The 22,953-nt window shown below is 73.5% G+C and carries 23 protein-coding genes and 3 tRNA genes; 17 read left to right on the forward strand and 9 right to left on the reverse strand.

What is annotated here, in order from left to right:
- Position 1: 1 nt before the first annotated feature.
- From C7C46_RS16645 to C7C46_RS16685, 9 genes are all read left to right on the forward strand, one after another.
- Positions 2-925 (forward strand): complex I subunit 1/NuoH family protein, encoded by a 924-nt coding sequence (locus C7C46_RS16645; protein ID WP_110670422.1) that lies wholly within the window; start codon positions 2-4, stop codon positions 923-925.
- Positions 926-975: 50 nt separating this feature from the next.
- Positions 976-1,458, forward strand: a complete 483-nt coding sequence (locus tag C7C46_RS16650) for a 4Fe-4S binding protein (RefSeq protein ID WP_110670726.1) — start codon at positions 976-978, stop codon at positions 1,456-1,458.
- The gene (locus C7C46_RS16655; protein WP_181442387.1) at positions 1,455-2,063 is read left to right on the forward strand and encodes an NADH-quinone oxidoreductase subunit J family protein; all 609 of its coding nucleotides are present in this window, start codon (positions 1,455-1,457) and stop codon (positions 2,061-2,063) included. Before C7C46_RS16650 ends, C7C46_RS16655 begins: the two co-directional genes overlap by 4 nt.
- 7 nt (positions 2,064-2,070) lie before the next feature.
- Positions 2,071-2,448, forward strand: coding sequence for an NADH-quinone oxidoreductase subunit NuoK (gene nuoK / locus C7C46_RS16660; RefSeq protein WP_110670424.1), 378 nt, complete (start codon positions 2,071-2,073; stop codon positions 2,446-2,448).
- A complete protein-coding gene (locus tag C7C46_RS16665) occupies positions 2,445-4,403 on the forward strand; it encodes an NADH-quinone oxidoreductase subunit 5 family protein (RefSeq protein WP_110670426.1) in 1,959 nt (652 codons plus the stop codon). The genes nuoK and C7C46_RS16665 overlap by 4 nt, the downstream gene beginning before the upstream one ends.
- Positions 4,404-4,452: 49 nt before the next feature.
- Positions 4,453-6,009, forward strand: coding sequence for a complex I subunit 4 family protein (locus tag C7C46_RS16670; RefSeq protein ID WP_110670428.1), 1,557 nt, complete (start codon positions 4,453-4,455; stop codon positions 6,007-6,009).
- A 3-nt stretch (positions 6,010-6,012) separates the two neighbouring features.
- Complete coding sequence (locus C7C46_RS16675; RefSeq protein ID WP_181442388.1) at positions 6,013-7,557, forward strand: NADH-quinone oxidoreductase subunit N; 1,545 nt, start codon at positions 6,013-6,015, stop codon at positions 7,555-7,557.
- 139 nt (positions 7,558-7,696) lie between these two features.
- The gene (htpX, locus tag C7C46_RS16680; protein WP_110670430.1) at positions 7,697-8,557 is read left to right on the forward strand and encodes a zinc metalloprotease HtpX; all 861 of its coding nucleotides are present in this window, start codon (positions 7,697-7,699) and stop codon (positions 8,555-8,557) included.
- 183 nt (positions 8,558-8,740) lie between these two features.
- Positions 8,741-10,357, forward strand: coding sequence for a CehA/McbA family metallohydrolase (locus tag C7C46_RS16685; protein ID WP_181442389.1), 1,617 nt, complete (start codon positions 8,741-8,743; stop codon positions 10,355-10,357).
- On the opposite strand, the gene C7C46_RS16690 is transcribed toward C7C46_RS16685, so the two are convergent.
- Both C7C46_RS16690 and C7C46_RS16695 read right to left on the reverse strand, forming a co-directional pair.
- Entirely contained in the window at positions 10,354-11,352 is a 999-nt protein-coding gene (locus C7C46_RS16690; protein ID WP_110670432.1) for an MASE1 domain-containing protein, read from the reverse strand. The two genes, C7C46_RS16685 and C7C46_RS16690, sit on opposite strands and share 4 nt — an antisense overlap.
- A 78-nt stretch (positions 11,353-11,430) precedes the next feature.
- On the reverse strand, positions 11,431-12,246 hold the full coding sequence (locus C7C46_RS16695; protein WP_110670434.1) for a PP2C family protein-serine/threonine phosphatase: 816 nt from the start codon (positions 12,244-12,246) through the stop codon (positions 11,431-11,433).
- Between the two features lie 168 nt (positions 12,247-12,414).
- On the opposite strand from C7C46_RS16695, the gene C7C46_RS16700 reads away from it, so the two are divergent.
- Positions 12,415-12,822 carry a YccF domain-containing protein gene (locus C7C46_RS16700; protein WP_110670436.1) on the forward strand — a complete coding sequence of 136 codons (408 nt, stop codon included), beginning with the start codon at positions 12,415-12,417 and terminating at the stop codon, positions 12,820-12,822.
- Positions 12,823-12,840: 18 nt separating this feature from the next.
- Here the strand turns inward: C7C46_RS16700 and mug are convergent, their stop codons facing one another.
- The 3 genes from mug to C7C46_RS16715 form a co-directional block, all read right to left on the reverse strand.
- Complete coding sequence (mug, locus tag C7C46_RS16705; protein WP_110670438.1) at positions 12,841-13,398, reverse strand: G/U mismatch-specific DNA glycosylase; 558 nt, start codon at positions 13,396-13,398, stop codon at positions 12,841-12,843.
- Positions 13,399-13,410: 12 nt separating this feature from the next.
- Positions 13,411-14,457, reverse strand: coding sequence for a phosphatase PAP2 family protein (locus C7C46_RS16710; RefSeq protein ID WP_110670440.1), 1,047 nt, complete (start codon positions 14,455-14,457; stop codon positions 13,411-13,413).
- A 319-nt stretch (positions 14,458-14,776) separates the two neighbouring features.
- Positions 14,777-16,219: an alpha/beta fold hydrolase gene (locus C7C46_RS16715; protein WP_181442390.1), complete on the reverse strand. Its 1,443-nt coding sequence runs from the start codon at positions 16,217-16,219 to the stop codon at positions 14,777-14,779.
- Between the two features lie 199 nt (positions 16,220-16,418).
- Between C7C46_RS16715 and C7C46_RS16720 the strand changes: the two genes are divergently transcribed.
- A complete protein-coding gene (locus tag C7C46_RS16720; protein ID WP_110670444.1) occupies positions 16,419-17,405 on the forward strand; it encodes an ArsR/SmtB family transcription factor in 987 nt (328 codons plus the stop codon).
- A gap of 7 nt (positions 17,406-17,412) precedes the next feature.
- On the opposite strand, the gene C7C46_RS16725 is transcribed toward C7C46_RS16720, so the two are convergent.
- Positions 17,413-18,006, reverse strand: coding sequence for a hypothetical protein (locus C7C46_RS16725; RefSeq protein WP_110670446.1), 594 nt, complete (start codon positions 18,004-18,006; stop codon positions 17,413-17,415).
- A 61-nt stretch (positions 18,007-18,067) separates the two neighbouring features.
- Positions 18,068-18,556, reverse strand: coding sequence for a YajQ family cyclic di-GMP-binding protein (locus C7C46_RS16730; RefSeq protein ID WP_110670448.1), 489 nt, complete (start codon positions 18,554-18,556; stop codon positions 18,068-18,070).
- A gap of 194 nt (positions 18,557-18,750) precedes the next feature.
- On the opposite strand from C7C46_RS16730, the gene C7C46_RS16735 reads away from it, so the two are divergent.
- Positions 18,751-18,831, forward strand: a tRNA-Tyr gene (locus C7C46_RS16735).
- Between the two features lie 359 nt (positions 18,832-19,190).
- Positions 19,191-19,379 carry a hypothetical protein gene (locus tag C7C46_RS16740; protein WP_110670734.1) on the forward strand — a complete coding sequence of 63 codons (189 nt, stop codon included), beginning with the start codon at positions 19,191-19,193 and terminating at the stop codon, positions 19,377-19,379.
- A 212-nt stretch (positions 19,380-19,591) separates the two neighbouring features.
- Here the strand turns inward: C7C46_RS16740 and C7C46_RS16745 are convergent, their stop codons facing one another.
- Positions 19,592-20,044 (reverse strand): hypothetical protein, encoded by a 453-nt coding sequence (locus C7C46_RS16745; RefSeq protein ID WP_110670450.1) that lies wholly within the window; start codon positions 20,042-20,044, stop codon positions 19,592-19,594.
- Positions 20,045-20,171: 127 nt separating this feature from the next.
- Positions 20,172-21,668 carry an amidohydrolase family protein gene (locus C7C46_RS16750; protein ID WP_181442391.1) on the reverse strand — a complete coding sequence of 499 codons (1,497 nt, stop codon included), beginning with the start codon at positions 21,666-21,668 and terminating at the stop codon, positions 20,172-20,174.
- Between the two features lie 275 nt (positions 21,669-21,943).
- Between C7C46_RS16750 and C7C46_RS16755 the strand changes: the two genes are divergently transcribed.
- The 4 genes from C7C46_RS16755 to C7C46_RS16770 all read left to right on the forward strand — a co-directional run bounded on the left by C7C46_RS16755 (position 21,944) and on the right by C7C46_RS16770 (position 22,953).
- Positions 21,944-22,016 (forward strand) — tRNA-Thr (locus C7C46_RS16755).
- A gap of 42 nt (positions 22,017-22,058) precedes the next feature.
- Positions 22,059-22,131: transfer RNA gene (locus tag C7C46_RS16760), tRNA-Met, on the forward strand.
- A gap of 82 nt (positions 22,132-22,213) precedes the next feature.
- A complete protein-coding gene (gene rpmG / locus C7C46_RS16765) occupies positions 22,214-22,378 on the forward strand; it encodes a 50S ribosomal protein L33 (protein WP_006604855.1) in 165 nt (54 codons plus the stop codon).
- A gap of 113 nt (positions 22,379-22,491) precedes the next feature.
- Complete coding sequence (locus C7C46_RS16770) at positions 22,492-22,953, forward strand: MaoC family dehydratase N-terminal domain-containing protein (RefSeq protein WP_110670452.1); 462 nt, start codon at positions 22,492-22,494, stop codon at positions 22,951-22,953.

Below are 22,953 nucleotides of genomic sequence, written 5' to 3' on the forward strand. Positions count from 1 at the left end.
CCTGGTGGTCTTCCTGGTGCTGCCCCTGGTGATCGGTCAGACCGAGCACAAGGTGATGGCCCACATGCAGGGCCGGCTCGGCCCGATGTACGCCGGCGGCTTCCACGGCTGGGCCCAGCTGGTCGCCGACGGCGTCAAGTTCGCCCAGAAGGAGGACGTGGTCCCGGCCGGCGCCGACCGCCGGGTCTTCCAGCTGGCCCCGGCCGTCGCCCTGCTGCCCTACCTGGTCGTGCTGCTGGCCGTCCCGGTCGGCCCGAACGGCTTCGTCGGCCAGGCGCTGGACGCGGGCATCTTCTTCGTGCTGGCCGTGATGGGCATCGGCGTGCTCGGCGCGCTGATGGCCGGCTGGGCCAGCGCCAACAAGTTCTCGCTGCTGGGCGGCCTGCGCACGGCCGCCCAGCTGATGAGCTACGAGCTGCCGATGCTGCTGGCCGCCGCCTCGGTGGCGATGGCGGCCGGCACCCTGTCGCTGCCCGGCATCCTGGACGCCTTCCACTGGTGGTGGCTGCCCTGGCAGGCGATCGGCGCCTTCGTCTTCTTCACCGCGGGCCTGGCCGAGCTGCAGCGCCCGCCGTTCGACATGCCGGTGGCCGACTCCGAGATCATCTTCGGCGCCTACACCGAGTACACCGGGATCCGGTTCGCGTTCTTCCTGCTCGCCGAGTACGGCGGGATCCTGGTGCTCTGCGCGCTGACCTCGGTGCTCTTCCTGGGCGGCTGGCACGGCCCGCTGTCCGACAGCCTGGGCTGGCTGTGGACGCTGCTGAAGGCCTTCGCGCTGGCCTTCGTGGTGATCTGGGCCCGCGTCACCTTCCCCCGGCTGCGCGAGGACCAGCTGATGCGGTTCGCCTGGACCGTGCTGATCCCGCTCGCCCTGCTCCAGCTCGCCCTGACCGGCATCATCAAGGTGGCGATCTCCCAGTGAACCTCCCCGGCTCCGGCCTGGCCAAGGGCCTCGCCGTCACCCTGCGCACGATGACCCGACGGACCGTCACCGCGCAGTACCCGGACACCCAGCCGCTGCTGCCGCCGCGCAGCCGCGGGGTGATCGGGCTGCTGGAGGAGAACTGCACGGTCTGCATGCTCTGCGCCCGCGAGTGCCCGGACTGGTGCATCTACATCGACTCGCACAAGGAGACGCTGCCGGCCGCCGACCCGAACGCCCGGGCCCGCACCCGCAACGTGCTGGACCGGTTCGCCATCGACTTCTCGCTCTGCATGTACTGCGGGATCTGCATCGAGGTCTGCCCGTTCGACGCGCTCTTCTGGTCGCCGGAGTTCGAGTACGCCGAGACGGACATCCTGGAACTCACCCACGAGCGGGAGAAGCTGCGCGAGTGGATGTGGACGGTTCCGGCCCCGCCGGCCCTGGATCCGGCGGCCGAGGAGCCCAAGGAGATCGCCGCCGCCCGCAAGGCGGCCGAGAAGCTGGCCGCCGCGGCGGGTGATGCCTCGTGACCGGGTTCCTGCTCGCCGCCGCCGGCCCGCTCGACGCGGCCCCGCGCGGCTTCCTGTCGCCCACCGGCGTGGAGATCGTCTTCGTCCTGGTCGGCCTGGCGGTGCTGGGCGCCGCCGTGGTCTCGGTGACCACCCGGCAGCTGGTGCACGCCGCCCTGTGGCTGGTGGTCGCCCTCGGCGGCCTGGCGGTGGAGTTCCTGCTGCTCACCGCCGAGTTCGTGGCCTGGGTGCAGGTGCTGATCTACCTCGGCTCGGTGGTGGTACTGGTGCTGTTCGGCCTGATGCTCACCCGGGCGCCGATCGGCCGCTCGCCGGACGCCGACTCCAAGAACCGCTGGGTGGCGCTGGGCGTGGCCCTGGCCGCGGCCGCCACCCTGGTGACCCTGGTGGTGGACGCGTTCCGCACCTCCTGGATCGACCTGGGCGCGGGCGGCGGCTCCACCGCGGTGACCGGCGCCAGCCTGTTCCGGCACTGGGTGCTGCCGTTCGAGGCGCTCTCGGTGCTGCTGCTGGCCGCGCTGGTCGGCGCCATCGTGATCTCCCGCACCGGCTCGGGCAAGGCCAAGCCGCGGCCCGGCAAGCTGACCACCCGGCAGGAGCGCTGACGCCCCGATGCACCTCCTCTACCCGGCCGTCCTCGCCGCGCTGCTGTTCTGCGTCGGCGTGTACGGCGTGCTGGCCCGGCGCAACGCCGTGCTGCTGCTGATGTCGGTCGAGCTGATGCTCAACGCCGTCAACCTCAACCTGATCGCCTTCGACGCCTGGCTGCGCGACGCGCTGCACGCCGGGCAGGCGCTCACCCTCTTCGCCATCACCGTCGCCGCCGCTGAGATCGGCCTGGGCCTGGCCATCGTGCTGCTGGTCTTCCGGACCCGCGGCACCGCCGACGTGGACCGGATCACCGCGCTCGGCGACCGCGCCGCCGAGGTGCCGGCCCAGCCGACGGAGCCCGCTGCCGACCCCGCGCCGAAGGGCCAGGCCGTCTCGTGAACATCGCCCTGATCGCGCTGGTCCCGGCGCTGCCCGCGCTCGGCGCCGCCGCCACCCTGGCCACCGGCCGCCGCGCACCCGGCTGGACCAAGCCGCTGGCGGTCCTGCCGGTGCTGACCGCCGCCGTGCTGGCGCTCGTCGTGGCGGTGCAGCTGGGCACCGGCCGCACCCTGGACGCCGCCACCCGGCTGACCCCCACCGGCGGCCCGGACATCTCGCTCGCCGTGCACCTGGACGGCTACACCTCGCTGATCTCGGTGCTGGTCGGCCTGGTCGCCTGCTGCGTGCAGATCTACTCCACCGCCTACCTGAAGACCGACCCGCGCTACCCGTCCTACGCCGCGCTGGTCTCGCTCTTCACCGCCGCGATGCTGCTGGTGGTCTACTCGGGCGACCTGGTGGTGCTGCTGGTCGGCTGGGAGGTCATGGGCATCTGCTCGTACTTCCTGATCGGCCACCACTGGGAGACGGCGGACGCCCGGTCCGCCTCGCTCAAGGCCTTCCTGGTCACCAAGCTGGGCGACGTGCCGTTCCTGTTCGGCATCTTCGTGCTGGCCGCCGACGCGCACAGCTTCCGGATCACCCAGGTGCTCGGCGCCGCCGGGCACGGCCAGCTGCACCACCCGACGCTGGCCGCGCTGCTGCTGCTGGCCGGGGTGGCCGGCAAGAGCGCCCAGTTCCCGCTGCACACCTGGCTCCCGGACGCGATGGCCGGCCCCACCCCGGTCTCGGCGCTGATCCACGCGGCCACCATGGTCGCGGCCGGCATCTACCTGGTGGCCCGGCTGCTGCCGGTCTTCCTGCTCTCCGGCGCGGCCCTGGTGGTGCTGGCGGTGATCGCCGCCGTCACCATGATCGGCTCGGCGCTGGCCGCCCTGGCCCAGGACGACATCAAGCGGGTGCTCGCCTACTCCACCGTCGGCCAGCTCGGCTACATGGCCGGCGCGCTGGCCAGCGGCGACCGGCAGGCGGCCGTCTTCCACCTGGTCAGCCACGGCGCCTTCAAGGCGCTGCTGTTCCTGTCGGCCGGCGTGCTGATCCACGCCGCCCACACCAACTCGCTGACCGCCATGTCGGGCCTGCCCGGCCTGCGCGCCAGGGTGCCGGACGCCCGCTGGACGCTGGGCATCGGCCTGGTCGCGCTGGTCGGCCTGCCGCCGTTCGCCGGCTTCTTCTCCAAGGAGGCGGTGCTCACCGCCGCCGAGAAGGCCGCCGCCGGCGCGGCGTTGACCAACGGCGTCGGTCCGGCGAGCGCGGTGCCCACCGCGGCCGGCTGGATCGTGCTGCTGGCTGGCAGCCTGACCGCGCTGCTCACCGCGGTGTACGCCACCCGGCTCTGGCTGCTGGCCTTCCCGGCCAAGGCCATCGCCCGGCGCGGCGGCACCGCCCCCGAGCCCGGGGCGCCCTACTCGCCCGAGCTCGACGAGGCCGACCCCGGGCAGGCCGAGCCGGCCGCGATGCGCTGGCCGCTCTGGGTGCTGGCCGTCCCCGCGATCGGCTTCGGCGTGGCTGGCCTGAACCCCGACTGGCTGCCGGCCCTGCTGGACGGCGGCTCGCTGCGCCCCTCGGCCAACACCTGGGTGATCGGCACCGGCCTGGCCGTGGCCGGCGTGCTCGTCTGCTGGGCCACCTGGCGCACCGTCAGCACCCGCTCCGGCGCCGCCGCCGACCCCGGCCGGGCGCTGCTCGGCCGGCTGTTCGGCCCCGCCCGCCAGGGCTTCGGCCTGGACCGCCTCTACTCGCTGCTCTTCGTGCGCCCCGCCCTGGGCGCCGCCGCGCTGGTCCGCTTCCTGGACCGCGAGGTGGTCGAGGGCTACGTGCAGGGCTCCGGCGGCGCGGCCAGGCTGCTCGGTTGGCTGGTCCGGCGCAGCCAGAGCGGCAACGCCCAGACCTACCTGAGCGCGCTGCTGGCCGCCTCGGTGCTCATCGCGGTCTTCGTGGCGGTGGGCGCATGATCCTCCGTCACCGCGCCGCTGCTCAGTCCGTGCTCGATGGGGGTCCCCGATGAACGCGCTCCTGATCGCGCTGCTGGCGCTGCCGCTGCTGGGCGCCGCCGCCACGCTGGCGCCCGGCCTGTTCGGCGCCGACCCGACGGCGCGCGGCCGGCGCGCGCTGCGCTTCAACGCGGTGCTGACCGGCCTGGTGCTGGCGCTGGCCGTGGCGCTGGCGGCCGGCTTCGACCACGCGCACCCGGGCCGGATGCAGGGCGGCGTCGACGTCTCCTGGATCCCCGCGCTCGGCGTCCGCTTCCACCTCGGGGTGGACGGCGTCTCGCTGCCGCTGGTGGTGCTGACCGCGCTGCTCAGCTTCCTGTGCGCGCTCTACTCTACGAAGCGTCCGCCGGACGGCGAGGGCACCCCGTCCGCGCTCTCCTTCACCGGTCTCTTCCTGCTGCTCGAAGTCGGCATGCTGGCCACCTTCCTGGTGCTGGACCTGCTGCTCTTCTTCCTCGCCTTCGAGATCGTGCTGGTCCCGATGTACTTCCTGATCGCCCGTTGGGGCAGCGGGGCCCGCACCGCCTCGGCGTTCCGGTTCATCCTCTACACGCTGCTCGGCTCGGCCGTGATGCTGCTCGGCTTCCTGCTGATCGGGCTGCACGCCGGCACCTTCGACATGACCGAGCTGGCCGCCCGGCACGGCAGCGGCCTGAGTCACTCCACCCAGCTGCTGGCCGCGCTGGCGATCGGGCTGGGCCTGCTGGTCAAGGCGCCGGCCTGGCCGCTGCACAGCTGGCTGCCGGACGCGCACACCTCCGCCCCGACGGTGGGCTCGGTGCTGCTGGCCGGGGTGCTGCTCAAGATGGGCACCTACGGCCTGGTCCGGGTGCTGCTGCCGATCGTGCCGGACGGCACCGCGACCTTCGCGCCCTACCTGGGCGCGCTGGCCGCGGTCGGCATCGTCTACGGCTCGCTGGCCTGCCTGGCGCTGGCCCGGGCCGGGCGCGGCGGCGACCTCAAGCGGCTGATCGCCTTCTCCTCGGTCGGCCACATGGGCTTCGTGCTGCTGGGCATCGCCTCGCTCACCCCGGTCGGACTGAACGGAGCGCTGTTCGCCAACATCGCGCACGGCCTGATCACCGGCCTGCTGTTCTTCGTGGTCGGCGCGCTCAAGGACCGCTACGGCACCGCCGACCTGGACACCCTGGCCGGGGCGAGCGGCGCGGCGCTGTACGGGCGGGCGCCACGGCTCGGCGCGCTGCTCGCCTTCGGTGCCGTGGCCAGCCTCGGCCTGCCGGGCCTGGCCGGCTTCTGGGGCGAGCTGCTGGCGATGTTCGGCGCCTTCCAGCCGGGGGCCGGCCTGCACCGCCCCGCCTTCCTGGTCTTCATGGCGCTGGCGGGCCTGGGCACCCTGCTGACCGCGGCCTACCTGCTGGTCGTGGTGCGCAGGGTCTGCATGGGCGACCCGGCCCAGCCGGCCGCCGTCCAGGTCGCCGAGCTGCGCGGCTACGAGGCGGTCAGCTGGACCCCGCTGGCCGTGCTCACCGTGGTCGCGGGCCTGTGGCCGGCGCTGCTGCTCACCTTGTCCGACCCGGTGGTCAAGCAGCTGCTGGCGGTGGGCTGACCGATGACGACCACCCAGCTGACGACCACTCACCTGATGGGGCAGGCCGTGAACCTTGCCGTGCCGAACGCGGGCTCGCTGATCCAGTCGGTGGACTGGGTGGCGATCGCCCCGCCGCTGATCGCCGCGGCCACCGCACTGCTGGTGCTGCTGGCCGACCTGCTGCTGCCGCCGGGCGCCAAGCGCCTACTCGGGCCGCTGACCGCGCTCGGCCTGCTCGGCGCGCTGGCCGCGCTGCTGCCGCTGGTGCACGGCACGCCGCGGTCGACCTTCTGCGGCGCCGCGGGCTGCTCCTACGTGGCCGACCACTTCGCGCTCGCCTTCCAGCTGCTGGCGCTGGGCGGGGCGCTGCTGGCCGCGCTGCTCTCGCAGGTGACCGTGGCCGAGGACCGGCTGCCGGCCGGCGAGTACTGGTTCCTGCTGCTCAGCAGCGCCGCGGGCGCCGCGCTGCTGCCGGCCGCCCGCGACCTGGCCACCCTGGTGGTCGCCCTCGAGGTGGTCTCGCTGCCCTCCTTCGCGCTGGTGGCGCTGAAGCGGGACGGCCGGGGCGGCGAGGCGGCGCTGAAGTTCTTCCTCTCCTCGGTCACCGCGACCGCCGTGATGCTGCTGGGCGTCAGCTTCCTGTACGCCGCGACCGGCAGCCTCCAGCTGGGCGCGATCGCCGACGGGCTCGGCCAGCTGCCGGGCCGGCTGAAGCCGCTGGCCGAGGCGGGCGGCATGCTCACCCTGGTCGGCTTCGCCTTCAAGGTGGCGGCCGTGCCGTTCCACTTCTGGGTGCCGGACACCTACGCCGGCGCGCCGCTGCCGGTGGCCGGCTACCTCTCGGTGGTCGGCAAGGCGTCCGGGTTCGCCGGGCTGGCGCTGGTCACCTCGCTCGCGCTGCGCCCCTACGGGCACACCTGGGGGCTGCTGCTGGCGGTACTGGCCGCGGTCACCATGACGGCGGGCAACACGGCGGCGCTGCGCCAGCGCGCCGACTCGGCGCAGGGCGCGGTGCGGCTGCTCGCCTGGTCCTCGGTGGCCCAGGCCGGCTACCTGCTGGTCCCGCTGGCGGCCGCCGGCTACGCGGGCAGCGCCCACCCGCTGGGCGCCACCGTGGCCTACGCGCTGATCTACGGCCTGGTCAACCTGGGCGCCTTCGGGGTGGCCGCGCTGGTCGCCCGCACCCGCCCGGCCAACCGACTGGACGACTACCGGGGCCTGTTCGCCCGCGACCGGTTCGCGGCCCTGGCGCTGGCCTTCTTCCTGCTCTGCCTGGCCGGCCTGCCGCCGGGCGTGGTCGGCCTGTTCGGCAAGGTGGTGGTCTTCCAGGCGGCGGTGGACGCCGGCCTGGGCTGGCTGGCGGTGGTGATGGCGGCCAACGTGGTGATCGCCCTGTACTACTACCTGTTCTGGACGGCTCGGCTCTTCACCCCGGGCGAGGCCGCCGAGCCGGCCCGCACCCCGGGTCCGCTGACCGCGACCCTGGGCCTGGCCGCGGTGGGCGCGGTGGTGCTCTCGGTGGCCCCGCAGCTGGTCCTCCAGGTGGTCTCCGGCTCGCTGTTCTGATCGCCCGGCTGCCTGGCCCCGGCTGCGGGCGGCCCGCGGACGTGGGAGGAAGGGAACCCGGGCCCCTGCCTGCCGCGTTGTCCAGGCAACGAGGGATGTGACCAGAGGGCCTCCCACCGCACCACTTGGAGGGGCTGCCGTGCACCGCCAGCACAACGGACTGCGAACGGCCGTGCTCCTCGGGGCACTGTCCGCGCTGATCATCGTGATCGGCAGCTTCTTCGGACGGACCGGTCTGATCGTCGGCCTGCTGATCGCGCTCGGCACCAACGGCTACGCGTACTGGAACAGCGACCGGATGGCGCTGCGCGCGATGCGGGCCCGCCCGGTCAGCGAGATCGAGGCGCCGGCGCTCTACCGGATCGTGCGCGAGCTCTCCACCTCCGCCCGGCAGCCGATGCCCCGGCTCTACATCTCGCCGACCGCCGCGCCCAACGCCTTCGCCACCGGCCGCAACCCGCGCAACGCCGCGGTCTGCTGCACCGACGGCATCCTGCGCCTGCTCGACGAGCGGGAGCTGCGCGGCGTGCTCGGCCACGAACTCAGCCACGTCTACAACCGCGACATCCTGATCTCGTCCGTGGCCGGAGCGCTGGCCTCGGTGATCATGTTCCTGGTGAACTTCGCCTGGCTGATCCCGTTCGGCCGCGACGAGGACGACGACGGACCCGGGCTCTTCGGCCTCCTGGCCGTCATGATCCTGGGCCCGCTCGCCGCCACCCTGATCCAACTGGCCGTCAGCCGCTCCCGGGAGTACCAGGCGGACGCCGACGGTGCCCGGATCACCGGTGACCCGCTGGCGCTGGCCGGCGCGCTGCGCAAGCTGGAGGTCGGCACGCAGCAGCGGCCGCTGCCCGCCGAGCCGCAGATCCAGACGGCCAGTCACATGATGATCGCCAGCCCGTTCGGGGCGGGGCAGGCCGGGACCAGGCTCTTCTCCCCCCACCCGCCGATGCCGGAGCGGATCGCCCGGCTGGAGCGGATGGCCGGCCGGCCCTGACCCGCCCTCACCTCTGACCCGACCTCATCTCTGACCCGACCTCACCTCTGGCCCGCCGGGCCGACCCGGGTTTGGTCCAACGCTCATCGGGCGGTGGTGCCCCGGTCGGCACGGGTTCACCCGGCGGGGAAGGCGGCACGGGGGCGGGCCGCGGTGGCCCGCGCGCGAGCGGGGAGGACCACCATGTGCGAGCACGACAGCTGCGGGCACCACGAGGAGCCGCCGACCGGCCCCGACCGGCGGGCGCTGCTGCGCACCGGCCTGGTGGCGGGCGCGGCCACCGCGCTGACCCTGGGGCCGGTCGCCTTCGCGGCGGCAGCGGCGGGCGTCCCGGCGCCGGGCAGCAGCACCAGCAGTACCGTCAGCGGACACCTGGAGACCGGCGCAGCCGACTTCGTCTACCTCCCCGTCGAGGTGCCCGCGGGCGTGCGGGAGATCGCGGTCTCCTACAGCTACGACCGGCCTGCCGTGCCGGCCGGCACCCCGGGCAACTCCTGCGACATCGGGATCTTCGACGAGCGCGGCACCGAACTGGGCGGCGAGGGCTTCCGCGGCTGGTCCGGCGGGTTCCGCACGTCCTTCGTGATCAGCAACTCCGAGGCCACCCCCGGCTACCTGCCCGGCCCGGTCAACCCCGGCACCTGGCACGTGGTGCTCGGCCCGTACCAGGTCGCGCCGCAGGGCCTGGACTACCAGGTCCAGATCACCCTGACCTTCGGTGAGCCAGGGCCGGCCGCCCCCGTGCACTACCCGGCCGACCGGGCCCGAGGCCGCGGCCGGGCCTGGTACCGCGGCGACTGCCACCTGCACACCGTGTACTCGGACGGGCGCCGGCTGCCCGGGGAGGTGGCCGCCGGGGCCCGGGCGGCGGGCCTGGACTTCATGGTCTCCACCGACCACAACACCTCCTCCTCGCACGCGGTCTGGGGCCCGCTGGCCGGCGAGGACCTGCTGATCATCACCGGCGAGGAGATCACCACCCGCAACGGCCACTGGCTGGCGCTGGGCACCGAGCCGGGGGAGTGGGTCGACTGGCGCTACCGGGCCCGCGACAACGCCTACCCCCGGTTCGTCCGCCAGGTGCACCGCGCGGGCGGCCTGGTGGTGCCGGCCCACCCGTACTGCCCGTACGTGGCCTGCCAGTGGAAGTTCGGCTACCAGGGCGCGGACCTGGTCGAGGTGTGGAACGGCCCGTGGACCTACGACGACGAGTCGGCGGTGGACGCCTGGGACTCGCACCTGGCCGAGGACCTGAGGGCCGGGCGGGCCTGGCTGCCCGCGATGGGCAACAGCGACGCGCACAGCGTGCCGCAGGTGATCGGCTCCCCGCACAACGTGGTGCTGGCCGAGGACCTGACCCGGGACCAGGTGCTGGCCGGGCTGCGGGCCGGGCGCAGCTGGCTGGCCGAGTCGGCCGCGGTCCAACTGGAGTTCACCGCCACCGGGCGCGGCCGGCGGGCCGGGATCGGCGAGCGCCTCGCGGTGCCGGCCGACGCGCCGGTGGACGTGGTGCTCACGGTCTCCGGTGTCCCGAACGGCACGGTGCGCCTGATCACCGACGAGGGGCAACTGCACCAGGAGTCGCTGCCCGCCGCCGGAACCGGCACGGTGACCTGGCGCACCACCGCCTCGCTGGCGACCTACGTGCGGGCGGAGGTGCGCCACCCGCTGCCGGACGGCACGCCCGGCAAGGGCAACACCATGGGCCCGGCGCTGCCCTGGGGGCCGATGGCGGCGCTGACCAACCCGATCCTGCTGGGCGCACAGCAATCCTCCCAGGGCCTGTCAGACAGGCCCTAAGGCTGGTCCGGGCGGCCGCTCTCGTCCGGGGGCGGCCACTGGGCGGCGCTGTCGCCCGGGGCGAGCCGGGCCACCACCTCGGCCAGCCCCAGACAGGCCTGCTCGATCCGGGCGTAGGTGTTCTTCTGCTCGGAGATGATCGCGGCCAGCAGCAGCCCGGTCAGCGCCGCACAGCCGTTCAGCGCCTGCAGGATCACCATCGCGGCCACCAGGCCGTGGTGTGCGAACGGCCCGCTGTGCTGGCGGGCCGCGTCCACCGCGATCACCGAGACCAGCAGCACGCAGGGGGCGGCGCCCGGCAGCTGGAACCGCAGCGCGGCCCAGATCAGCAGCGGGAAGACCAGGAAGAGCAGGCTCAGCTGGATCGAGGTGACCAGCACGGCCACCGTCGCGGTGCCGGCCAGCAGCAGGGTGGGCTCCACCCAGTCGAACGGCCCCGGGTCGGTCGGCCGCCGGACCGTGGGCAGCACCAGCAGCAGCGGGGTGAAGACCAGCACGCCCATCGCGTCCCCGGTCCACCAGGCCGACCAGGTGGACCAGAAGCTGGCCAGCGGCAGCGAGCCGTCCCAGACCAGCACCAGGGTGCCCACGGTCGAGCTGATCAGCATCCCGCCCAGCGCGCCCAGGAAGACCAGGGCCACCCCGTCGCGCAGCCGGTCCAGCTCGACCCGGAAGTCGACCCGACGCAGTATCAGGTACGAGGCGATGGGGGCCAGCGTGTTGCCGGCGGTGATCGCCAGCGAGCCGGGGTGCACCGGCCCGATCGAGGCGATCACCAGGAAGGCGCCGATCGCGATCCCGGGCCACACCGACAGGCCGAGCAGCAGCAGGGAGGTCACCGCGATGCCGGTGGGCGGCCACAGCGGGGTCACCTTGGCGCCGGCCACCACCACCTGCTGGAGCAGGCCGATCCGCCCGGCCAGGAAGTAGGCGGCGGCGACCGCCAGGATCCGCAGGCCGGTGACGGCGCTGGGGCGGAGCTGGATCTGCGGCACAGGAGCATCACACTACGCGGGACGGGTGTTCTCCGGCGCGACACGCGCGGGTGCGGGTGCAGCTGGGCCCGAGGGCGGTCATTCGGTGTGCCGCAGCACCAGGACCGCTGCGTCGTCGGTGTGGCCGGTCAGGTCGGCGACCGCGAGCACCCGGGCGGCGAGTTCGGCCGGGTCCGCCGCCGCGCCGGCCAGCACCACCTTGGCCACCTCCGCCAGGCCCGCCTCGATCGGGAACGCCGGGCCCTCGATCACCCCGTCGGTGACCAGGACGAACGCCCCGGTTCCGGTGAGCCGGCGGCGGGTCACCGGGTACCGCTCGCCCGCCAGCACCCCCAGCGGCAACCCGCCCTCGTCCTCGCACAGCCCCCAGGCGCCGTCCTCGGTGGCCCAGACCGGCGGCACGTGGCCGGCCCGGGCGTGCGCCAGCTCCCGGGTCACCGGGTCGAAGCGCAGGAAGCTGCAGGTGGCGAAGAGCCGGGTGTCCAGCGAGAGCAGCAGGTCGTTGGCCCGGCTGAGCACCTCTCCCGGGTCGGTCGCGGTGGCCGCCACCGCGCGCAGGCCCACCCGGACCTGGCCCATGAACGCGGCCGCCTCCACGTCGTGGCCCTGCACGTCGCCGAGCGAGAAGGCGAGCGCGCCGTCGGGCAGCCGGAAGCCGTCGTACCAGTCGCCGCCGATGCTCAGGCCGTGCCTGGCCGGCGCGTACCGGGCCGCGGCGTGCAGGCCCGGTATCCCCGGCAGCTCGGCCGGCAGCAGCTCGCGCTGCAGCGCCTCGGCCAGCTCCACCCGGGCCTGCTGCAGCTCCGCCCGCTCCAGCGCCTGCGCGGTCAGCCGGCCGAGCTCGGTCAGCAGCTCGTCCGCGCTCGAGGGGCGGGTGGGGCGGCGACGGCTCATCGACCCTCCGGGGGCCTTGGACTGGCGGGGCCTAGGCAATCCTATGCCGCCCGGATCCCCCCGGTCCCGGGAACCGGGCGGCCGCCGGAGCCCGACCACCGGAGGTCGGCCGCCGACCGGACTGCGCGTCGGGTGTGCAGGGCCTTCGAGGCGTGCAAGGCTTGGGCCATGAAGGTGATCAATTTCGTTCTCAACGTTCTCTGGTTGATCTTCTGCGGCCTCCTGATGGCGATCGGCTACGCCCTCGCCGGGATCATCTGCTGCCTGCTCATCGTGACCATCCCGTTCGGCATCGCGGCCTTCCGCCTGGCGCTCTTCATGCTGTGGCCGTTCGGACGGACGACGGTGGAGCGGCCGGACGCCGGCGCCGCCTCCTGCGTGGGCAACGTCATCTGGCTGGTCTTCGCGGGCTGGTGGCTGGCCATCGCCCACTTCCTGACCAGCATCCCGCTCTTCCTGTCGATCATCGGGATCCCGTTCGGCTGGGCGAACCTGAAGATGATCCCGGTCTCGCTGACGCCGCTGGGGCGCGAGATCGTCTCCACCGACCGCGGCGAGGGCTTCGGCGGCCGCTGACCCGGCGACCACGGGGCCCTACGCCGGCTGCCCCGGGACTGCCGTCGCCTCGCGCAGGGCGCGGAACTCCGCGGCCAGCGCGTCCAGCGTGTAGTGCGCGTTCAGGCCGCTGGGGTTGGGCAGCACCCAGACCTCGGTGCCGCCCAGCCCCTCCGGCTGCCGGCCCACCACCGCGCGCGGCTGCCCGAAGGCCGTGCGGTACGCGCCGATGCCCAGCACCGCGAGCGCCCGCGGCCGCAGCCGGGCCACCTTGGCGGCCAGCACCGCGCCGCCCTCGCGCAGTTCCTCGCGGCTCAGCTCCTCTGCCTTGGCGCTGGTGCGGGCCACCACGTTGGTGATGCCCAGCCCGAGCGCCGGCAGCTGGTCCTGCTCCTCCGGGCGCAGCTGGCGCTCCGTGAAGCCGGAGCGGTGCAGGGCGGGCCAGAACCGGTTGCCCGGGCGGGCGAAGTGGTGCCCGGTCGCCCCCGAGTACAGGCCCGGGTTGATCCCGCAGAACAGCACCCGCAGGTCGGGCGCGAGCACGTCGGGGATGGTGGTGTCCTGGGCAGCGGCGAGTTGCTCGGGAGTCGGGCGCACGGGGACAGTCTGCTACGCCATGACCTGCTGCCGTTCGGGAGCCTCCCGCCCGGCGCCGACCGTCGTGCGCGCCGCCTGCCGGGCCGCGCGCCGGTCCAGCACGCGGCCGAGCCCCAGCACCACCGCGGCTGCGTACAGCCAGCCCACCAGGATGTCGATCACGAAGTGCTCGGCGCCGTAGACCAGGGTGAACGCCATCGCCAGCGGGTAGAGCGCGAGCAGCACCCGCAGCCTCCTCCCGGCGGTCGGCCAGAAGAAGAGCGCCAGCATCATCGGGTAGGCGGCGTGCAACGAGGGCATCGCGGCCACGTCGTTGTCGAACCGGCTGCCGTTCTCGAACAGCGATCCGGCCCGCGGCAGCCCGCTCTGGGTGAGCACGTCGGAGACCACCCGGGTCAGGTCCGGCAGGTGCCCGTTCTGCGCGGTCAGCCACGGCGGGTCGGCCGGGTAGAGCACGTAGGTGGCGAAGCCGGCGAAGGTGAGGGCGAGATAGAACGCGACCAGGCGGGTGAACCGGTCGTGCCGGCGCTTCCACAGCGCGGCCATGATGACGAAGACCGCGAAGAAGTGGGACATGTAGACCGCGGTGGCCAGGTAGTCGTACCAGTGCGGGTGGCCGGGGGTGTAGAGCCAGTGCTGCAGCCGCACTGACCAGACCTGGCCGAGGCCGACCGCCTTGTCGAAGGCCAGCTGCGGCCCCCAGTGCACCCGCCACGGGGTGTGCGCCCCGTAGCCGCGCAGCAGCGAGTACACGTAGACAGCGCCCATCACCGGCAGCCAGTCGCGCAGCACCCGCAGCCAGCCGAACCGGTAGCCGCTGTGCACGGCCGCGGCGATCAGTGCGCCGATCAGCCAGCAGAAGACCAGGTCGTTCTGGTACGGCACCCCGTTGTCGGCGATGTAGCGCCAGAGCGCGAAGAAGTACACCGGCCAGGCGAGCCAGCGCAGGTAGCGGGCCCGCGCGCGCAGTGTTCTCGAGGGGCCGGCGCCGGCGCCGACGGTCTGCTGGGCCGGGGGTTGCTTGGCAGCGGGACGTGCGGGGTGGAGCAGGCTGGTCACCGGCGGCTTCCCCTTCGTGAGAGGCAGTGGGGGGCGAGCCCGGTCAACGTAATCCTCCTTTTTTAAGAATTACTGAGCCGGTGTCCGGTCCGGCCCCGGGCCCTCCGCCACCACGCCCTCACCCGCCCGTCGCACCAGCCCCGGGGTGATCGTCGGCTACCCATGAAACTCTCAGGAAAACGCACGGCCGTGCGGCTCTGGACGCTCGTCCGCGTACGGTCGGCCTTCGTCCTGGGGTGGTCAGCCCTTCGTCGTGTGATGGTCGGCCTTTCGAGCGGTGATCAGCCGTTCGCAGGGTGGCCGGCCCTTCTTGCGGTGGTCAGCCCTTCGTCGTGCCGTACCGGTCGGGGGCCGACAGGAACTCCGCCACGGCCCGCCGCCCGAGGTCGCTGGTCGCGTGCGACTGCACCGAGTGCGCGGCACCGGGCACCACCACCACCTTCCCGAGCGGCGCCAGCGCGGCCTCCTGCTGGAGCCCCTCGACCGGGGTGGACAGGTCCCGGTCGCCCCCCAGCAGCAGCACCGGCACCCGGGGCAGGCTCTGCTGCGCGGGCGGGACGGGCGGCACCTGCTCCTGCGGCCAGGTCAGGCAGCTGAGCAGGGTGCCGAGCCCGGTCGCGGTGGCGGCGTCGAACGGCCCCGTCTGCGCCGCGGTGAGCTGCTGCCGGGTGCGCTCCACCGCGGCCGCCCGGTCGGCCACCGGGGTGTCGGAGCTGCCCCAGGGGAACCGGCCGTCGGCGCACAGGGTGCTCGCGTGCAGGCCCTGGCTGAGCAGGTCGGCCGGCACGGCGTCGCCCTGGTGGCTGCTCGTGACGAACTGCCGCAACTGCTCGGGGTGGCCGGCGGCAGCCTGGTGCAGCGCGTCGGGGATCCCCTTGTAGTCCGGGTCGGCGAACTCGTAGCTGGTCAGCAGGTCCAGCACGGCCGGACCGTCGTGGTCGCGGCGCACCACTTCGGCCAGGTCGGCCGCCGGGTCGGTGGTGCAGCCGGTCGCGTGGCAGGCCGCCGTCAGCACGCGGGCGGCGGCCGGCAGCGCGGCCAGGTCCAGCGGGTCGTAACCCTGCTGCGGCACCACCGAGTCCAGCACCAGCGCGCTCACCCGGGAGGGGTGGGCCAGCGCGTAGCGCTCGGCCACGAAGCTGCCGTACGAGACCCCGTCCACGGTGAGGCCGGCGGCGCCGAGGGCCTCGCGCAGCTGGTCGATGTCGGCCACGGTGTCGGCGGTGCTGTAGAACCGCCGGTCCGGGCCGAGGCCGGCGGCGCAGTCGGTGACGGCCTGTGCGGTGGGCACGGCCAGGTCGGAGGAGCCCATCTGGTCCTGCAGCGCCGGGCACTGCAGGGCGCCGGCGCCCGTGCCGCGCTGGTCGAACATCACCAGCCGGTACTGCCCCAGCACCGGTGCCAGGCGCTGGGCGATCCGGCTGACCAGCGGCAGACCGGGCTGGCCCGGGCCGCCGGCCAGAAAGAGCAGGTCGCCCTTGGGCGCGTCGGCGTTGTCCGCCACCGCGACCCGCAGCTTCAGCCGCTGCCCGGGCCGGCTGCCACCGTGGTCGAGCGGCACGGTGAGGGTGCCGCAGCTGAAGCCCGTCGCCTGCGGGCAGGGCGCCCGGTCGGCGAGGGCGCCGCCGGCCGTGCTGCCGGGGGTGGCTGTGCCCGGCCCCGTTGCATGCGAACGGGCGCCGCCCGAACAGGCCGCCGGCGCACCGGTCAGCAGGACCGCGATGCCCAGCAGCGCAGTCGCCCGGCCGTGCCTGATCCTCATGTCCATCTCTCCTCGTTCCCCCGTGCCCGGTTCCGGGAGCAGTCTGGGCCGGACCGGAGCGGGATGCGATGATTCGCCACACGATTCGAGCACCTTCGAAGCGCCCGCCCCCGGCACCCGACCGGGCTGACTCGAAGGGCCGGACCTCGCTGTCCTCGGGTCGCCGTGCCGCAGCACCGAACCAGGGGGAGCCAGCGCCATGATCCGACTGATCGTCGACGCCACCGGACTGGCGCGGACCCGCTTCGTGGTCTCGCCGCTGCACGAGGCGGTCGGGACCCTGATGCCCTCCGGCCTGCCGCCGCGCACCGGGCCGGACGCCTGGGTGGGCCAGGCCCGCCAGTTCCTGCACCGGGAACGCCTCGACCTGCTCGCGGCCTTCGCCCTGGACCAGGCGGGCAGCTACCTGCCGGACTTCCTCACCCCGCACCCGAGCGGCCCGGCCCCGACCGTGGCCGAGCAGCTGGAGGCCGTCCGCAGCACCCCGCCGAGCCGGATCCTCGCCGAGCTGGACGCCTTCCAGCAGGGCCGCCCCGCCGCCAACCTGGCCGGCCGTGAGCTGCCGGAGCCGGTGCGGGCCGCGCTGGCCCGGGGCCCCGAGCAGCTGGCCCGCCAGGCGGCCGAGGAGCTCGGGCGCTACTGGGAGCTGGCGATCGCCCCGTACTGGGCCGAGGCCCGGGCCCTGCTGGACGCCGAGGTGGACCGCCGGGCCCGCACGCTGGCCCGGCACGGTGCCGCCGCCATGCTCAACTCGCTCACCCCGAAACTACGTTGGGCAGACGGCCAGCTGGAACTGGAGAGCCGCTACGAGGTGTGCCTGCCGGCCGCCGAGGTGCTGCTGATGCCCTCGGCGGTGGCCCGGGAGGTGGTCGTGGTGGTGGACCCGGTCTCCGTCCTCGGCCGGCCGCCGGCCCTGCTCTACCCGGTCGAACGGCCCACCACCGCGCCGGACTCGGCCGACCCCGCGGTCGCCCAACTGCTCGGGCCGACCCGGGCCGCCCTGCTGACCTCCCTCGACCGGCCGGCGACCACCAGCTCGCTGGCCGCCCGGCACTTCCTCAGCAAGGGCACCGTCTCGTACCACCTGGACGTCCTACACCGCTCCGGCCTGGTCACCCGCAGCCGCAACGGTCGCGAGGTCCTCTACCAGCGCACCCGGCGCGGAGAGGAACTGGCCGCCACCTGACCCCAGGTCACCCGAACGCCACGGTCCACCCGCCGGCGAGGCTGGCCCGGCACGCCTGGTACAGCTGGTGCCAGGCGAACACCTCGGGCTCGAACGGATCGTCAGCCGGCAGCGCGGCCAGCCGGGCCGACTCCGCGGCGCCGAGCACCCCGTCGGCAGTCAGCCGCACCCCGATCGCGCCGGCGAAGCCCTGCAGCTCCCCGAGCAGCGCACCGCTGGAGCCCACCATGCCGCCACCGGGCACCTCGGACTCCTCCGACAGGAAGAGTGGATCCACCAGGTCCAGCGGCACGTAGTACCCCTCGCAGTCGGAGTGGCAGAGCAGGTGCGAGTCGAACATGTACGTCTCGTCTTCGACCAGCGCGAGCTCGTCCGCGAACCGCTCGGCGTCCACCTGCCGCGCCCCGGTCACCGGTTCACCCACGCGGTGCAGCACGTACACCCGCCGCAGCTTGCCCAGGTAGCTGTACGGAAACCCGGCCGAGAACCCCTGCCCCACCCCGCCCGGCTCCCGCCACCCCACCCCGACAGCGGCCAGCCCGCGCCGCAACACCTCGGCCTCGGGAACACCCAGCGGCCCCACACTGATCGACAGCCCCATGCCCGGAAACAGTAGGGCGCCCCGCGGACAACGTCCCCGGGGCGCCCCAATGGCCGCTCAGTCAGCGGTAGTTGACGAACTGGACAGCGAAGTCCAGGTCCTTGCCCTTGAGCAGCGCCTGCACGGCCTGCAGGTCGTCCCGGCTCTTGGACGAGACGCGCAGCTCCTCGCCCTGGATCTGGGCCTTCACGCCCTTGGGGCCCTCGTCCCGGATGATCTTGGAGATCTTCTTCGCGTTGTCCTGGGAGATGCCCTCCTTGATCGACGCGAAGATCTTGTACTCCTTGCCGGACAGCATCGGCTCGCCGGCCTCGACCGCCTTCAGCGAGACCTTGCGGGCCACCAGCTTGCTCTGCAGCACGTCGAGGATGGCCTTGACCCGCTCCTCGCCGTCCGCCTTCATCTCGATCTTCTCGCCCGACCGGTCGATGGTGGCTCCGACGTTCTTGAAGTCGAAGCGCGTGGCGATCTCCCGGGCGGTCTGGTTGATCGCGTTGTCGACCTCCTGCATCTCGACCTTCGAGACGATGTCGAAACTGGAGTCGGCCATCTGTGCTGGTCTCCTTGCGAACTCGGCTTCCGGGGCCCCACCGCTGCGGGGCACTCACACCGACAGCCTATCCAGCCCCACCCCGCCCGACCCCCCTTGATCATCACGTGACATACCGAGTGGCGAACCACCCCCACCCATCAGGTAAGGTTTACCCAGTCGAACGGGGCCAGGCCCCGCAGCGACAAAATCCTGGCTGGTTGCCCGAGCGGCCAAAGGGAGCAGACTGTAAATCTGTCGCGCAAGCTACGCAGGTTCGAACCCTGCACCAGCCACAGGATGAATGAAGGGCCCTGACCAGCGGAAACGCGGGTCAGGGCCCTTCATCGCTTCCCGCCTCTTTCACCACCAGCTGACTGGTTGACACACAACAGGTCGGCGCGGTGCAGCTGACTGGCGGGCCTGAGGGTCCAGAAATCACAGAGGCGAGCCAGCCGTTCCTCGCCACCTCCTACCTCCCCGTCGCCCTGACCTTCGGTACCCCGGTGATCCTGATCTGCCACACCGCACGGGGTGCGCGGCGGGCGGGCGCCCGGGCGAGGTCGACGAGATGATGCTGGACTTGGCTTCGACGCGTGACAGAGCATCGAGACGCGTGGTCGCCAATGTTGCCTACGGACTGGAGGGGGCGGGGATGAGCAGTCGGCGGTACGTGGCCAGGGGGGTGCCCGGGGGGTATCGGGTCTGGAACGCGAAGATGCGGCGGTGGTGGGGGGAGTTGTACGAGCTGTGCCCGGACGAGTTGCTTGACGAGCTCAATGGCGCGGCGCGGCCCGAGAAGCTCACCGAGTTGGCCCGGCGGTACCGGGGGCTGAAGCGGTAGTTCCGGGTGCGGCCGGGCCGGGGCGGTCAGCTCGCCGTGGCCGCCGTGAACCACGTGGCAACGGCGGCCCAGTTCACCACGTCCCACAGCCGCTCCACGTAGTCCGGGCGGACGGTGCGGAATCCGCACGGGGGTAGGGAGGGCAGGCGCCCGGTGCCGGCGCGGCCGCTCCCGCAACTGCACGTCTAGCCAAGCGAGTTGGAGTGCCGCGTTCAGCCGCTGACCGTCACCGTGACCTGGTAGCTGCGCTGGTCCGGCGCGCAGGCCAGGGCCTCGCCGCAGGAGGTGCGCGAGGCGGTCAGCTGCGCGGTCCCGGGCGAGGAGGCGCGGAAGACAGCGGTCACCGTCCCGCACCCGCCCCCTGGCGGGCAGGTACCGGGCGAGGTGCTCGGCGAGCCGGCCGGGGCCAGCACGGCGGGGGCGGAGCTGGTCAGCGCCGACCAGTAGGCGCTGTGCAGGGTCACCACCACGGTGCCGCCCGCCGCGACCCGGACGGTGGTGCCGTTCGCGTGCTCGTCGAGCCCGAGCGGGGGCGAGACGGCGACGGGGGAGGAGGGAGAAGAGGAGACGGACACCGAGGCGGAGGGCGCCGAGCTCCCGCAGGAGGCCAGCGTGAACAGGGCCGCCAGGGCAGCGGCGCACGGGACGATCCGTTGAGGGCGCATACAGCTGAGACGCACGACACCCCCAGCCGGATCCCGTAGTCACCCGGCTGGATTCCGGGCGTCACGCGGTCGGGCCCCGCAGTCAGCCGGCTGGAGCCGGCCGGTCGTCGTTCAGGGGCGGCGTGCCTCAGTGCCGCTGGGGCCCGCCCTGCCGGGGCAGCGCCAGCGCCACCGTGTCGGCGAACTCGCGCACCGCGCTGGTCCGCGACACCACCCGGCCGCCGTGCACCACCAGGCGGCTGTGCCCGCCGGCCAGCGCGGCGGCCAGGGTCTCGCCGCGCACCGCCAGCAGCTCGGCCGGGAACCCGGCGTCCACCCGGACGGGGGGCAGGCCGAGCACCCGCCGGGCCTGCCCGCTGATCGCCTCGTAGGCGGCGGCGGGGGTCAGCGCCCCGCAGGAGGCGAGCAGGTAGGCGGCCTCCAGCGGGTCGGTACGGCCGACCGGGTTGACCGCGTCGCGCAGCGTGCCGCTGCCCGCCGCCACCGTGAGCCGGCGGCTCGTCAGTTCGTGTACCGCCGCCGGGTCCAGTCCGCCGGGCGGCCCGTCGAGCGCGGCGCAGCCGCCGTTCTGCGGCAGGCAGACCACGTGCACCCCGGCAGCCTGCAGCACACCCACCTCGTCCAGGCCCGCCCCGTCCAGGCCCGCCCCGTCCAGTCCCGCCCCCTCCGCCGCCGCCCCCGCCCCACGCCGCAGCTGGTCCAGCGGACCCAGCGTCACCCGCGGCCGCAGCGGCGCCAGCAGCGCGCAGATCCGGGCCAGCGCGGCCGGATCGCCGCCGCGCAGGTGCAGGTCGACGGGGCAGTCGAACTCGCCGGCCAGCTCGGCCGCCACCTGCACGAAGCCGACCGGGTCCGGATCCAGCTCGGGGCAGCCGCCCACCGCGTCGGCGCCCAGCTTGAGCGCCTCGCGCAGCTGGGCCCGTCCGTCCGCGCCGGCCGTGCCGGTGAGCAGCCGGGGCACCGCGACCGCCTGCAGGTCGGCCAGCCCGCGCAGGGCCTGACGGGCGGTCAGCACCGACTCCAGCCGGCGCAGTCCGTGCACGTCGCCGATCCGCACATGGGTGCGCTGGGCGGTGGCGCCGTAGCCGAGCGAGGTGAGCGCGGCCTCGGTCACCCGGCGCGCCACGCCGCCGGGGTCCGCCGGTGCGGGCGCGACCGGCTCGTCGGGCGGCGCGGGGGTCAGCGCGGTGAAGGCGGTGTCGTGGTGGGCGTGCGGTTCGGCGGGCGCGGGCAGCAACAGGTAGCCCGTCAGGTCGATCCGGGCGCCGGCCACCCCGCTCGGGTCGGCGCCGGCCGGCAGCGCCGACTGGGGGAGCGGGCCCAGGCTGCCGCAGGTACCGACGGCCTGGATCCGGTCGCCGCTGATCCGCACGTCCACCACCCGGCCGTCGGCCAGCCGGGCGCCGGCCAGCAGCAGCACGGGGCCGTGGCCGAGCGGGTTGCCGCCGCCGCCCGCTCCGGTGCCGGCCGAGCCGGACCGGCCTTCCTGCGACGGTCCGTCGTCCCGGTTGTCGGCCCGGCTGTCCGCCCGGCCCTCCGGCGCGGATCCGTCCGCCCGGCCCGTCGGCTTCGGCCCGTCGTGCCGGCCGTCGTGCTGTGGCCCGTCGGGGCTGTCCGTGGTCAAGCCGCCCACCTCGCTTCGCTCCGCACGACCGACACCGCGGCTGGATCAAATGGAGCAAGATCAACGCCGGGTCACTTGGCCGTCGAGCCTATGGTCAGCGCAGGCGTGCGGCGGGGAGGCTCGCGCTGAGCGGCGGGCGCCGCTGCGCCGGGAGTCGAACGGCGACACCGGGGTCGTGTGCTCGTGCGACGCTGCCGACCTGCGATCTTGCCGCCCGGATACGGATTTCATCTCTGGCTCGGAACCGTGTAATCTCTTCCTCGTTCAACCGGTTCGCCCCTATAGCTCAGTCGGTAGAGCGTCTCCATGGTAAGGAGAAGGTCTGCGGTTCGATTCCGCATGGGGGCTCTGATGAGTCGCCTCCGCCTCGGCGGAGGTTGTTCATCAAGTGGCGGTGTAGCTCAGTTGGTAGAGCAAGCGGCTCATAATCGCTGTGTCACCGGTTCAAGTCCGGTCACCGCTACCCCGCGTAGTCGGTCGGGAGATCGCACTCCCGGTCGGCTACTCTTGTCTTGTCATCACCCATTGTTCAGGAAGGCACTCCCGTGGCTGCCACCGACGTCCGCCCGAAGATCACGCTGGCCTGCGTGGAGTGCAAGGAGCGGAACTACATCACCAAGAAGAACCGGCGTAACGACCCGGACCGTCTTGAGATGAAGAAGCACTGCCCCCGCTGCAACTCGCACACCGCGCACCGCGAGACCCGCTGACCCCCTAGGGAGTCGCCGGGCCTGGCTGTACCAGGTCTTCGACTTGAGGCCGCACCCCTTAGGGTGCGGCCTCGAGCCATTTCTGCACACGGAGAACTGAGGAGTAGTCCCCCATGGCACTCGACCCCTCCTTCATCGGGCGGAGTTACCCGCCCACCGAGCCGTACGAGCTGGGGCGGGAGAAGATCCGCGAGTTCGCGATCGCGGTCGGCGACCTCAACCCGGCGTACCTGGACCGGGAGGCGGCCAAGGCCCTGGGTCACCCGGACGTGATCGCCCCGCCGACCTTCCCGTTCGTGCTCAGCTACCAGGCCGCCGCACAGGTGGTGGAGGACCCGGAGCTGGGGCTGGACTTCAGCCGGGTGGTGCACGGGGACCAGAAGTTCAGCTACCGCCGCCCGCTGCGGGCCGGCGACCGGCTGCGGGTCGAGATCACCATCGACAACATCAAGTCGCTGGCCGGTAACGACGTGCTGACCGTGCGCGGCGAACTGGTGGAGGAGAGCGGCGAGCGGGTTGTGACCTCCGTCATGACCCTGGTCGCCCGGGCGGCCGACGAGCAGGCGGGAGAGTAG

Origin of the sequence: Streptomyces tateyamensis, assembly GCF_003205575.1 — a bacterium.
Lineage (GTDB): Bacteria > Actinomycetota > Actinomycetes > Streptomycetales > Streptomycetaceae > Kitasatospora > Kitasatospora tateyamensis.